The organism is Agromyces protaetiae (assembly GCF_030866785.1).
Lineage (GTDB): Bacteria > Actinomycetota > Actinomycetes > Actinomycetales > Microbacteriaceae > Agromyces > Agromyces silvae.
The window spans coordinates 2998785-3011492 of record NZ_CP133018.1 but is presented as its reverse complement, the minus strand read 5'-3'; the positions used below and the strand labels follow the sequence as shown (position 1 = coordinate 3011492).

Genomic DNA, 12708 nt, shown 5'->3' with positions numbered 1-12708 from the left:
CGCGCCGTGCGAGCTCAGCCCGCGAGTTCCTTGCGGCCGTTGATGATGCCGCTCACCGCGGCGACGACGGCGGTCAAGATCGCGACGATCGGCTGTCCCATGGTCCACCACGCGATCGCCGTCGCCGAGAACACGGCGATCTCCACCAGCGCCTTGCCGAACGGGTCGACGCGGAACACCGCCTTCGGCGAGACGAAGAGGGCCCAGAGGAGCACCGCGGCGAGCGGCGCACCGATGCCGATCAGCACACCGGGCCACGGCAGCGGGAACGCCAGGAACCCCCACAGCGCGAGCGTCACGAACGCGAACAGCTCCAGCAGGAAGCGCAGGACATCGTTCGGGCCGATCTTCGGCATGGGCGGTGGTGCGGGGTCGGTCACGACCGTCAATCCTACCGAGGTGCTCAGCGGAAGATGATCGTGCGCGCACCGTCGAGCAGCACGCGGCGCTCGGCGAACCACTTCACCGCCTGGCTGAGCGTGCGGCTCTCTTCGTCCTGCCCGATCGCGACGAGCTCGGCGACGTTCCGGGAGTGGTCCACGCGGACCACGTTCTGCTCGATGATCGGGCCTTCGTCGAGGTCGCTCGTGACGAAGTGCGCCGTGGCGCCGATGAGCTTCACACCGCGCGCGTGCGCCTGCCGGTAGGGATTCGCGCCCTTGAACCCCGGCAGGAACGAGTGGTGGATGTTGATGCAGCGGCCCGCGAGTGCGTCGCACAGCTCAGGGGAGAGGATCTGCATGTACCGGGCGAGCACGACCAATTCGATGTCATGCTCCTCGACCGCGTCGAGGATGCGCCGTTCGAACGCGGCCTTCGCATCCGGGTCCGTGACGGGCGCCGACTCGAACGGTACGCCGTAGAAGTCGACCAGGTCGCGGAGCGTGCCGTGGTTCGACAGCACGAGCGGGATCTCCACGTGCAACTGACCGGCCCGCTGCCGGAACAGCAGATCGTTCACGCAGTGCCCGGCGGTCGACGCGAGCACGAGCGTGCGCAGGGGGCGGCCGACCTCGTCGAGATGCCAGGTCATGTCCCACTGCTCGACGACGGGCCGAAGGGCCGCCTCGAACTCGGCCCGGTCGGCGGGGGACTCGACCTGCACCCGCATGAAGAACCGGCCGGTGTCGAGGCTCGCGAACTGCTGGCTCTCGGTGATGTTGCCGCGCGACGCCACGATCGCGCCGCTCACGGCGTGCACGATGCCCGGGCCGTCGGCGCAGCTCAGGGTGAAGACCCAGTGGTACAGATGGCCGTCGGCGGGGGCGGTGGTCATCCGCCCAGCGTACCCGCGCGGTAGACTGCTTGCGGTCGCTGGTCACCGGCGGCCCTGGGCGCGCACACGAGCGCGTAGTCGACCCGACGCGAGAGCCGGCTCATCGAGTTCGATGCTCGCGACCGTCGGGGAACGCCGTCGGAGAGACATCCTGATGTCCGTCACCGAACCCGCGGGCGAGCGCACGGTGCGCAACCACCCTGGCGCCGCGCTGCCATGGCCCGGCCTGCTCGCGCTCGCCGCGGCCGTCTTCCTCTCGATCACCATCGAGCTGCTGCCCACCGGCCTGCTCCCCGAGATGGGCGAGGGCCTCCGCGTGCCCGAGACCCTCATCGGGCTCACCGTCTCCGTGTACGCGTTCACGGTGGTCCTCACCTCGGCGCCGCTTGTCGCCGTGACGAGCCGGATCCCCCGAAGGGCACTGCTGATCGCGGTGCTCATCGTGCTCGCCTGTTCGACCGGGCTCTCGGCGCTCGCGCCCGAGTACTGGATGTTCGTCGCCGCGCGCGTCGTCGGCGGCGTCGCGCACGGGGTGTTCTGGGCGCTCGTCGCCGCGGCCGCCGCGCGGTTGGTGCCCGACCACCTGATCGGCCGTGCCGTGGCCGTCGTGCTCGGCGGCGGCACACTCGCCCTCGTCCTGGGGGTGCCGGCGGGAACCGTGCTCGGGCAGGCCATCGGCTGGCGCGCCGCGTTCGGCCTCATCGCCCTGCTCGCACTCGTCGGGGCGGTCGTCGTGCGTCTCGCGGTGCCGGCCGATCACGCGGGCGCCTCGCCGACCGCAGCCAGGTACCGCGTGCGCGACGCCGGGTTCTGGCAGGTGATCCTCGTGTGCGCCGTCACGGCGGTGACCATGCTCGGTCAGTACGCGGTGTACACGTACGTCGCGCCGCTCATCACCGATCTCATGGGATTCGACGCCGGCGCGATCGGGCCGCTGCTCTTCGTCTACGGCGTGGCCGGAGCGGTCGGCCTCGTGATCGCCGGCTCGCCGCTCGCGCGGCATGCCGTGGGCACCATGATCGGATCGATGGCGATCGCCGCGGCGGCCCTGGCGACGATTGCCCTCGACCTCGCACCCGCGGTCTCGGTCGCGGCCTTCGCGGTCTGGGGCGTCGCGTTCGGTGCGATCCCACCGCTGCTGCAGACGCGGCTGCTGCAGGCCGCGCCCGCCGGGCATCGCGACGCCGCGAGCGCACTCTTCACGACGGCGTTCAACGTCGGCATCGGCGGCGGGGCGCTCATCGGATCGATCCTGTTCGGCGTCCTCGGCGTGGCCGCGCTGCCGTGGCTGTACGCGGCCGTGCTCGTCGTCGCCGCCACGGTCGTGGCCGTCGCGACCGGGCGTGCGACGAGGCGTCAGAGCGCCGAGCGGAGCGCGGGCGACGCGGCGCCGACCGGGCCCACCCCGCCGCCCAATGTTTCGGCCTAGTCCCATGCGGCGATCTCCGACCGCCACCGCGCCGGCGGGGAGCGCACGTCAGCGCGCGGCAGGGGCCTCCGGACCGACCCGCACGTCAGCGCCCATGACGACGTAGCGGATCGTGATGTCGGCCGCCCACCACCAGGCGTAGCCGGCGGCGTGCCCGTTCGCGTCGAGCGGCACCATGCCGAGCGGCGCGCCGTTCATGAATATCTCCACGACGGCGTTCGCCGCACCCTCGATTTCGGCGTACCCCTCGGCGAGGGTGATCACCGGGGCGAGCAGGTCGACCGACTGCACGGTGGCATCGGACGTCCGGCCGCCCGCATCGGACTGCGTCACGGCGAGATCCGAGGTGCCCGCGGGCAGGCCGTCGACGAGGATCGACCACTCGCCCGCGTCGCCGGCCGTGGTGGTGAGCGAGCGGCCGTCTGGCGTGCCCACGGTCACGAGTGCGCCGGGTGCAGCCGTGCCCGAGAGGATGGGGAACGCGAGGCCGTTCGCGGTGTTGGGCGCATGCAGAAAGGGGGCGTCGGGACGTTCGGGTTCGGGTTCGGGTTCGGGTTCGGGTTCGGGTTCGGGTTCCGGCTCCGGTTCCGGGGTGATGGGACGTTCGGCCGTGCCCGCGCCGGGCGGCTGTGCCGCCGGTTTGCCGGGGCTGGCCGGCGCGGCCGGCGGGGCCGCCGGCTCGGTCGTGTCGTCCTCGGTTCGAGCCCCGGGCTCGGGCTCTGGCTCGAGCTCGTCGACGTCGACCACGGGGTCGACGGCCGGGAGCGGGCCGGATGCCTCGGGGACGGCCTTGTTCACCGGAGCCTCGGGTTCCGCGGCCTCGGCCGCGATGCGGGCGTCGGGACTCGCACCGGACTGGATCCCGGGCAGCACAACGACGGCGCCGACCGCGACGGCCGCGACGAGCACGCTTGCCGCGATGGCGGTCACGACTCCCGCACCGATGCCGGCACCCGCGGCCCCGGCGGCGCCCGCAGCTGCGCCCGCAACGCCGCCCGCCGCGCCGGAACCGCCCGCGCCTGCGCCGCCGGTCGCTGCGCCGGAGCCGCCTGCGCCTGCGCCGCCGGTCGCACCCGCGCCCGGCGCGGAGCCGCCGCCTCCGCTCGCGGCACCCGCGGCACCCGCGCCACCCGCCGCACCCGCCGCACCCGCCGCGCCCGCCGTGCCGGCGGTGCCTGCCGTCACGGCCGCCGACGTGGCATCCGCCGCGAGCACCGTGACCGGCACCGCACCCACCGCGAGCTCGGCGACCGGCACCGCACCCACCGCGAGCTCGGCGACCGGCGCGCCGTCGCGCACCCACCCGGCGTAACTCGCGGCGCCCGCGAGGCCCGCTGCGAGGGGGAGCAGCACCAGCGCGAGCCGCGAGCCGACGTGCCTCGCCTCGGTCGCCGCCGCGGTGCAGCTCGCACAGCCGTCGAGATGCGCGTCCAGTCGTCGCGCGTCGCGCGCACCGAGGCGCGTGCGGGTGTGCGCGCCGAGGTGCTCGAGCGTCCAGCGGCAGTCGGGCGTCTCGGCGCTGCGCACGTGCGCCTGGATCCACGCCTGACGCAGCCCCTCGCGCGCCCGATAAGCGAGTGCCGAGGTGCTGTTCGCGCTCATGCCGATGAGTGGTGCGATCTGGCGGGGGCTGAGCTCTTCGACCTCGCCGTACCAGAGCACCTCCTGCCAACGCGTCGGCAACGAGCGGAACGCCTCGGCGACGAGACCACGGTCGAGGGCGTCAAGCTCTGCCTCCTCACCCGTGCCGGGGTCCTCGAGCACGTCGAGGGTGTCGAGCGGCGTCTCCTGGGGTGCGCGCCCCCACGACGCGGCGGTGTTGCGGATCGTCGTGAACAGATACGGCCGGAACGCACCGGTCGGCCCGCCGCCCTTGCCGATCGCCTCGTAGATGCGCACGAACGACTCCGACACGAGGTCGTCGCTGTCGAGCGTGCTGAATCCGCGCGCGACCGCGCGCCCGGCCGAGGCATGGCGTCGCCAGAGCTCCGCGTACGCCTCGTCGTCGCCCTCGCGCGTGCGCATGACGAGGACCGCGTCCGGATCGGCGGTCGCGTCGGGGTCGGCGTGCGGGGCGGTCGGCGCGGAGGTCACCGGCCATCTCCTCGGGTTCGGGTGTGCGGGCATGCTGGAGTTCGATTCGAGCGTTCGAACGGCGCTCGTGCGGGGCGCGAGCCGGGTGAATCGGGTCACGCCGGTGGGGAAACCGGACGCACTTCACACATTCCAGCAGAAATTCTCCGATTCCGGCGTCATGAAACGACCCGTGCAGCATCTCTTCAGGTGAGGCCACCACGCCGGACACCCGAAGTCCGACGTGAGGGCGCCGGCCACCCACCGGCGAGCCTCCCGCTCGCGCAGCGAGCGTGCGGGACCGGCCGCCGGCGTCGGGGGAAACAGACGCCCGCGGCCGGTCCTCCCGACCCGCCGGCGCAAGCCTCCCTCCCTCCCTCCCTCCTTCTCCTCACCGTCACCAGTCGTCGGGATAATCCGACGACGCGCCGTTCCACGCTGCCGCCGCGTGGCGTGTCGTCGGATTATCCCGACGACTCGCACGCCGGTCGCGAGCGACCCAGGTGCCGAACCTCGCGCGCGGAGCATCCGTTGCTATGCTTTCCTCGTCGCGACTGGCGTTGAGATGGACACCCATCGGGGAGCGACTGGCACGGACCGACCGCACGCCTGGGCCGGGACGACTGCCTCGTGGCGCTCGTCGCTCGAGGCAGCAACCGCTTTGGTCCGTGTACCCAGAAGGAGCCAGTCTTGGCCGAGTCCGTCTTCAATCAGCCGCTTTCCGAGGTCGATCCCGAGATCGCCGAGGTGCTCGAGCTCGAGCTCGGTCGCCAGCGCGACTACCTCGAGATGATCGCGAGCGAGAACTTCGTGCCCGTCTCGGTGCTGCAGTCGCAGGGCAGCGTGCTCACCAACAAGTACGCCGAGGGCTACCCCGGTCGCCGCTATTACGGCGGCTGCGAGTACGTCGACATCGCCGAGTCGCTCGCGATAGAGCGCGCGAAGTCGCTGTTCGGCGCCGAGTACGCGAACGTCCAGCCGCACTCGGGTGCGACCGCGAACGCGGCCGTGCTGTCGGCCATCGCGACGCCGGGCGACACGATCCTCGGCCTCGAGCTCGCGCACGGCGGCCACCTCACGCACGGCATGCGCCTGAACTTCTCGGGCAAGCTCTACAACGCAGTCGCGTATGGCGTCGACCCCGAGACGTTCCTGGTCGACATGGACCGGGTGCGCGACGCCGCGCTCGAGCACAAGCCGCAGGTCATCATCGCCGGCTGGTCGGCGTACCCCCGCCACCTCGACTTCGCGTCGTTCCGGGCGATCGCCGACGAGGTCGGCGCCAAGCTCTGGGTCGACATGGCGCACTTCGCGGGACTCGTCGCCGCGGGGCTGCACCCGTCGCCCGTGCCGTACGCCGACGTCGTGTCGTCGACCGTGCACAAGACCATCGGCGGCCCGCGCTCGGGCTTCATCCTCTCGCGGGACACCGAGCTTGCGAAGAAGCTCAACTCGAACGTGTTCCCCGGCCAGCAGGGCGGCCCGCTCATGCACGTGATCGCCGCGAAGGCGACCGCGTTCAAGATCGCGGCGTCCGACGAGTTCAAGGACCGCCAGGAGCGCACCATCCGTGGCGCGCAGATCCTCGCGTCGCGCCTGACCGCCGACGACTCGCGCGCCGCGGGCGTCGACGTGCTCACGGGCGGCACCGACGTGCACCTCGTGCTCGCCGACCTGCGCAACTCGCAGATCAACGGCCAGGAGGCCGAAGACCTGCTGCACGACGCGCTCATCACCGTGAACCGCAATGCCGTGCCGTTCGACCCGCGTCCGCCGATGGTCACGTCGGGCCTGCGCATCGGCACGCCCGCGCTCGCGACGCGCGGCTTCGGCGACGCCGAGTTCACCGAGGTCGCCGACGTCATCGCCGAGGTGCTGAAGGGCGGGGCGGATGTCCCCGCGCTCCGCGCGCGTGTGCAGAAGCTCACCGAGGCGTTCCCGCTCTACCCCGGCCTGCAGCAGTAGCGGCGTGGCGCCCGCGGCGGCTCATGGCCGCTGCGCGGCGCCGCATCCGCCCCCATCACCCACAACCCGCCCGCCGTCGCCCCCGTCGAGATCGTGACTCAGGAAGAATCGGGCGACACGGCGCGAACGGATGCTCCGGGCTCGGCGTGTCTCGCAGGAACTCCTGAGTTGCGGCCATGCCGGACCATGGTCGGGGTCGGCCCGGCCGCCCCGTCGGAGCGCCGGGCCGCAATCTCAACGCAGGAAGAATCGGACGCGCGCCGAGAATGGATGCCTCGGGCGCCCCGGCGTCACACCGAAGTCCCTGGATTGCGGCCCACGCGGACCGGGCGCACACTCGAACGACTTGGAGAATGAGACATGACCGCGATCAAGCTCGACGGCGTCGCCACCGCGGCGGCCGTGAAATCGGAACTCGCCGTGCGGATCGCGCAGCTTCGCTCGAACGGCATCGTGCCCGGGCTCGGCACGCTGCTGGTCGGCGACGACCCCGGCTCGAAGTCGTACGTTGCGGGCAAGCACCGCGACTGCGCCGAGGTCGGCATCGAGTCGATCCAGGTCGAGCTGCCCGCGTCGGCGTCGCAGGCGGACGTCATGGCGGCGATCGCCGACCTGAACGCCGCGCCCGAGGTGACCGGGTACATCGTGCAGCTGCCGCTGCCGGCCGGGCTCGACGAGCACGCCGCACTCGAGGCGATCGACCCGTCGAAAGACGCCGACGGCCTGCACCCGACGAACCTCGGCCGGCTCGTGCTCGGCATCGAGGGCGAGCTGCGCTCGCCGCTGCCGTGCACGCCCGCCGGCATCGTCGAGATGCTGCAGCGCTACGAGGTGCCGATCCACGGCCGGCACGTGACCGTCATCGGCCGAGGCCTCACCGTGGGGCGCCCGCTCGGGCTGCTGTTCACGCGCAAGGGGCTCGACGCGACCGTGACGCTCACACACTCGCGCACCGTGGACCTCGCGGCCGAGGTGCGCCGGGCCGACATCGTCGTGGCTGCGGTCGGCGTGCCGCATCTCGTGAAGCCCGACTCGGTGAAGCCGGGCGCCGCCGTGCTCGATGTGGGCATCACGCGCGTGCACGACGAGGAGACCGGCAAGGGCAAGCTCACCGGCGACGTCGACCCGGCCGTCGCGGCCGTGGCCGGCCACCTGTCGCCGAACCCGGGCGGTGTCGGGCCGATGACCCGGGCCATGCTGCTCGCCAACGTCGTGAAGGCGGCCGAGCTCCGCCTGGCGCCGTAACGCTCGCTGCGCCGCGCATGCAGAAGGACCCCGGCCACAGGCCGGGGTCCTTCGCAGTTGCGGGCCGGGCGGTCGTCGTCGTGTGCTGCCCGTGTCGCGCCACTTCTGCACCGCTGCGCCAGCACTGGTGGCGCAGCAGTGCAGAAGTGGCGCGGAGCGGATTCAGCGAAGCCTGTGGAGAGCGAGCGTCGCCGCGCCGGGGTTCGCCCTATCGTGCACGGATGAGATACGAGGTGCGGCGACGGACTGACGGCTCTGGCGGTGGCCGGGGCGCGCTTCGCCTCGTCGCCGCGCTCGGTGTGCTGGCTCTGACCGGAGCCGGCACCGGGTGCGCGCTGCGAGATCTGCAGGATCTGCGTCCGGCGGCGCCGACCGAGGTGCAGCCGGTATTCGCCTCGGACGAGGAGGCGCTCGATGCGGCGGTCGCGACCTACGAGCGGTACCTCGTTCTCGAAGCCGAGATCGTCGCGGCCGGCGGGGCCGGCGCGGAGCGGGTGCTCGAGGTCGCGACCGATACCTACGGGCTCGATCTGCTGGCCGGGTTCCGGGAGATGCGGCAGACCGGTGAGCGCGTCGCAGGGGCGGTGGTGCTCGCGGACTCGCGGCTGGTCGAGATCGATGCGCACCGCACGCGGCTGCGCGTCGCGATGTGTCTCGATGTCGGTGAGCTGCGCGTCGAAGAGCCGGGCGCCGAGGGGCCGCACGCGCGCGATGAGCAGGTCGCGGTCGAGGTGGCGTTTCGCTCCGCGAACGCCGCCCGCATCCTGCTCGACGGCAGCAAGCCGTGGAGCGGCGAGCCGGTCTGTGGATAAGTCGGTCTGCCCTACGCTCGCTGGTCGTACGGTGGGCGCATGTTCTTGAGGGGTGCGCGGCCGGGTCCGCTTGTGCGGCGCGCGCGTTCGTACTTGTGCGCGGTCGGCGTCCTCTTGGCCCTCGGCCTGAGTGCGTGCGGTCCGGCGGGTGCGGTGCCGTCGCCCTCGGCCTCGCCGAGTGAAGCGCCGGTCTTCGGCTCCGACGACGACGCTGTCGCGGCCGCTGTCGCCACCTACGAGCGGTATCTCGTCGTGAACGCGGAGATCAATGCGGATCAGGGGGCCGATGCCGAACGGATCCTCGAGGTGACCACAAACCGGTACGGCACGCAGCTGCTGGCGGACTACCGGGACATGCGCCAGGCCGGTGTGCACATCACGGGTGCGGCGGTACTACGGTCATCTCACCTTGTTGAGATCGACGGCGACAGGAACGTGATCGTGCTCGGCATGTGCGTCGATGTCGGCCCGACGCGATACATCAACGAGGACGGCGTCGACGTCACGCCGGAGGGTAAGGATCTTGCTTCGCTGGAAGTCACCTTCAATGTCACCGACAACTCACGAGTCCTTCTGAACGGAAGCGAACAATGGTCCGGCGAAGCGCTCTGCTGATCACTCTCGTGGCTGGCGCTGGCGTGGCGTTGAGCATGAGTGGGGCAGCCTCAGCATGGGCGTATGGAGGTTGTAACGCGAATCAAACCAGAATCTGCGGAGACATCAGCAATGGAACCGTTGAGCTCGGCGGTTGGGAGAGAATCGGCGGAAGGACCGGGGGTGAATCGACCGCAGACCGCAGGTCACCGGCCCGAGAGTCGCCGGGCGCAACCGACGGCGACTCGCGTGGCACGCCCGACTGGTGCGCGGCGGGGGTCTGCGGGTGGGCGCCGCCCACTCAGGCGCCCGCCGAGCCCGGTTCGCCGGGGGTCACGCTCGAGGATGTCGCGTCGTTCGTGCCCGCGGTGCCGGAGGGGGCGATGGAGCCCGGGCCGGGCATCGCGGTGCGGCGGTTGCCGGCGAACTTCGTCAGTCACGCGACCGAGCAGGTCGTGTCCGCGCCGTTGCTCGGCCGGCCGGCGGAGGTCCGCTTCACGCCGGTCGCGTTCGCCTGGGACACCGGTGACGGCGACCGGATCGAGTCTGCGTCGCCCGGCAGGACCTGGTCGCAGTTGCGTGCCAAGGAGCTCACCGACACCGCCACGAGTCACCGCTACCGCGAGCGCGGGTTCTACGACGTACAGCCGACCGTCACGTTCGAGGCCGCCTATCGGTTCGACGGCTCCGGCTGGACCACCGTCGGTGAACTCGACGTCGCGGCCGAGCCGATGCGGGTCCGCGTCGTCACCGTCGAAACGCGCCTCACCCGCGGCACCTGCCTCGAGTACCCGAACGACCCAGGCTGCAGCTAGGGTCGCGTCACGGACGCGTGATGAACGGCAACGGAGCCTCGGCGTTCCGCGCTCGATTGGCGCGGCTTGAGGCATGGAGCGGTTCGCGTTCCTACGGTGTGGCGCAACTCAGAGAGCTCGGCCTTGCGACCGAGGAGATGTGGGATGCGATGGCGTTCGTCGAAACGTTGAACCCTCCGGGACTCGCTGGTCAGGCGCTGCTCGCGGATCGCGTGCGCCCGTCGGAGATCGACCGAATACCGTCTTCCACAAGGCTCAAACGGCTCGAGAACCTACATCGGGAGCTCCACAGCCACTCGTCGACGCTGTGGTTCTCCGAGCGCCCCGGCCCGCCGCGTCCCGAGAGGTTCGGGCTCGCGTCATACGCATCATGGGCCGGGAAGCCTGCGGCCGCGTTGTTCACCTCGACGGGAACCAAACGCAACCCAGGCATGTGGGCGGCGTATATGGCGACGTTTCGAGGGAGCGCAAACGGACCGCTCTTCGCGTGGACGCTCGGAGTCACGCCGCATAGCGAGATCGTGATCGACTCGGCTGTAGCCTGGTGCGAGTTTGCAACGAGCCACTTCGACCGTCACGGCCTTGTCGACTGGCCGTCGGTGGCGGAGCAGGTCGACGCGGTACGAGTCACACCGCGGGGGGTCGCGGCGATCGAGGGATTTGAGTTCGAATATGCGGGACAGACCGTCCCAGCCGCGTACTGGACGGTGGAATCCACTGCTTGGCTCCGGTGGAAGTTCGACTCGGTCACCGGACTCGACCTCTCGAGAGCCCGGCTGTCGGTAACCCGGGCCCGGTACCCTGCGTGACGTGGCCGGTGACCAGCCCTCCCTCGCACGCCGTCTGATGTTCTTGATGCCGTGCTTTTCGCCGCTGGGCACCGGGTGAGGATATCGGATCTTAGTCTCGGATCGTCGGGATTTCGAGCGCGCGATCGGGACGCTCGGGCGCTGGGTCCGACCGACTGCGGTGACGGCTGAAGCATGCCCGGCTTCGTGTGCCGGGAGGTTCCGAAGCCGCCCTTCTGCGTGGGATCGAGCGGCTCATTACCCTGTGGAGAACGCGTGCGGAGGCCGCGCCGAGTGGTCTACCGTCGGTCCCCATGTGCAGCCTCAGAAAACGTTTAAGTCAGTTCGCCGGTGCGCTGACCGCTGGTGCCGTTCTTGCGCTGGCGGGGTGTGCGGGTGAGTCGCGATCGGCCGGGTCGGTGCCGTCGACGCCGATGTTCGCTTCGGACGATGTCGCGCTCGGGGCCGCCGTCGAGGCCTACCTCGGATATCTCGAGATGTCCTCGAGCATCAGTGCCGAGGGAGGTCGAGATCCCGCCCGAATCTTGGACGTCGCCGGAAGGGCTCACGCCGGGGAGCTCCTCGCGGAGTTCCGTGCGCTGCGTGAGGCCGGGGCGACGACGACTGGCACCCCGGAGATACTCGACGCCGCGCTGCGCTCGATCGATGCGTCTCGCGCAGCCATGGAGCTCGACGTGTGTCTCGGGATAGGCGACCGCCGCATTCTCGATGCTGCCGGCAACGATGTCACACCGAACCGTCCAGATGAGACGCCCCTCGTCGTCAAGGTCATCGCCTTCGCGCCCGACAAGCTGCTCGTCACCAGGAGCGCGCGCGGAGTTGACGAGGCATCGTGTTGAGTGGTCTGCTCGTCAGAGTCTGACGTGGCGGGTTCTGTGGCGGCTCAGGCGCAGAGAGAGGCGGTCGCCCGCTGCGCGGCGCTGTCGCTGTCCTTGCGGTCGAGGCCCAGCCGCTGCAGCTCGTCGCTGAGGCGCGCGAGGGCTGCCGGGGTCGGGCAGATCGGGCCGGCGGCGAGCTCGGTTACGATCGTGGCCGTGGCCGACGAGATCACGCCCCGGGCGCGGTCGAGCGAGGGGGAGGCCGGCGCCGGGGCTCCCGCGGCCCAGAGCCGCTGGAAGCCCTCCTGCACGATCTTGCTCGCGGCGATCTGATCGGTGACGACACCGCGGGCCAGGTCCTCGTCGACGCCGTGTTCTGCGGCTGAGGCTGCGGCAGCGGCAACCACCTCGGCCTCGCGCGCCGGGTCGGAGATGGCCAGATGGTTCGCGGCCTTGTAGGCGGCGACTTCTTCGCCGGCGATGAGGCGCGCAGCGATCGCATCGACGAGGGCCTGCTGCGCGGCGGTCTCTTCCGGCGCCGCCGATGGAGCAGGCTGCTGGGCCTCGCCCGGGGAAAGCGCGATGTCGTGCATCGGCGCGCAGCCGCCCAGCGTCATCGCGACGAGTAGGGGTACCGCGAGGAGCCGTCGCGACACGCGTCCGTCGACCAGACCCGCCCGATTCGCACCACTCATCGCCGCTGCCCCCAACATCCGTGCCCCGCCCACCTGACGGTCCGCCCCAAGTATGGCGCGTGCTCGAATGCCCGAGGCTGAACGCGCGATTCGTGAGGGCTGTGGAGAGCGTCGGTCGGCGCATCGCGGATCGGCCTATCGTGCACGCATGACACGCACCATGCAGCGGCGGCCGGG

General features: G+C 71.2%; 12 protein-coding genes and 1 riboswitch. Of the genes, 8 read left to right on the top strand and 4 right to left on the bottom strand.

Annotation, left to right across the window (positions count from 1 at the left end; translation table 11 throughout):
- Positions 1-14: 14 nt before the first annotated feature.
- Entirely contained in the window at positions 15-380 is a 366-nt protein-coding gene (locus tag QU602_RS13790) for a YrdB family protein (RefSeq protein WP_308797038.1), read from the bottom strand.
- A gap of 23 nt (positions 381-403) precedes the next feature.
- The gene (purU, locus tag QU602_RS13785) at positions 404-1276 is read right to left on the bottom strand and encodes a formyltetrahydrofolate deformylase (protein WP_308797037.1); all 873 of its coding nucleotides are present in this window, start codon (positions 1274-1276) and stop codon (positions 404-406) included.
- A gap of 154 nt (positions 1277-1430) precedes the next feature.
- Between purU and QU602_RS13780 the strand changes: the two genes are divergently transcribed.
- Positions 1431-2705 carry an MFS transporter gene (locus tag QU602_RS13780; protein WP_308797036.1) on the top strand — a complete coding sequence of 425 codons (1275 nt, stop codon included), beginning with the start codon at positions 1431-1433 and terminating at the stop codon, positions 2703-2705.
- 48 nt (positions 2706-2753) lie between these two features.
- Here QU602_RS13780 and QU602_RS13775 read toward each other — a convergent pair whose 3' ends face one another.
- Positions 2754-4799, bottom strand: coding sequence for a sigma-70 family RNA polymerase sigma factor (locus tag QU602_RS13775; RefSeq protein WP_308797035.1), 2046 nt, complete (start codon positions 4797-4799; stop codon positions 2754-2756).
- A 519-nt stretch (positions 4800-5318) separates the two neighbouring features.
- Positions 5319-5400: riboswitch (ZMP/ZTP riboswitch) on the top strand.
- Between the two features lie 68 nt (positions 5401-5468).
- Between QU602_RS13775 and glyA the strand changes: the two genes are divergently transcribed.
- The 7 genes from glyA to QU602_RS13740 all read left to right on the top strand — a co-directional run bounded on the left by glyA (position 5469) and on the right by QU602_RS13740 (position 11857).
- On the top strand, positions 5469-6743 hold the full coding sequence (glyA, locus tag QU602_RS13770; RefSeq protein ID WP_308797034.1) for a serine hydroxymethyltransferase: 1275 nt from the start codon (positions 5469-5471) through the stop codon (positions 6741-6743).
- Positions 6744-7103: 360 nt separating this feature from the next.
- Positions 7104-7988 carry a bifunctional methylenetetrahydrofolate dehydrogenase/methenyltetrahydrofolate cyclohydrolase gene (locus tag QU602_RS13765; RefSeq protein ID WP_308797033.1) on the top strand — a complete coding sequence of 295 codons (885 nt, stop codon included), beginning with the start codon at positions 7104-7106 and terminating at the stop codon, positions 7986-7988.
- Between the two features lie 221 nt (positions 7989-8209).
- Positions 8210-8800, top strand: coding sequence for a hypothetical protein (locus QU602_RS13760; protein WP_308797032.1), 591 nt, complete (start codon positions 8210-8212; stop codon positions 8798-8800).
- 114 nt (positions 8801-8914) lie between these two features.
- On the top strand, positions 8915-9415 hold the full coding sequence (locus QU602_RS13755; protein WP_308797031.1) for a hypothetical protein: 501 nt from the start codon (positions 8915-8917) through the stop codon (positions 9413-9415).
- 338 nt (positions 9416-9753) lie between these two features.
- Positions 9754-10209, top strand: a complete 456-nt coding sequence (locus QU602_RS13750; protein WP_308797030.1) for a hypothetical protein — start codon at positions 9754-9756, stop codon at positions 10207-10209.
- 17 nt (positions 10210-10226) lie between these two features.
- Positions 10227-11018, top strand: a complete 792-nt coding sequence (locus QU602_RS13745) for a hypothetical protein (protein WP_308797029.1) — start codon at positions 10227-10229, stop codon at positions 11016-11018.
- Between the two features lie 293 nt (positions 11019-11311).
- Positions 11312-11857 carry a hypothetical protein gene (locus tag QU602_RS13740; RefSeq protein WP_308797028.1) on the top strand — a complete coding sequence of 182 codons (546 nt, stop codon included), beginning with the start codon at positions 11312-11314 and terminating at the stop codon, positions 11855-11857.
- A 44-nt stretch (positions 11858-11901) separates the two neighbouring features.
- Here the strand turns inward: QU602_RS13740 and aroQ are convergent, their stop codons facing one another.
- The gene (gene aroQ / locus QU602_RS13735; RefSeq protein WP_308797027.1) at positions 11902-12453 is read right to left on the bottom strand and encodes a gamma subclass chorismate mutase AroQ; all 552 of its coding nucleotides are present in this window, start codon (positions 12451-12453) and stop codon (positions 11902-11904) included.
- Positions 12454-12708 lie beyond the last annotated feature (255 nt).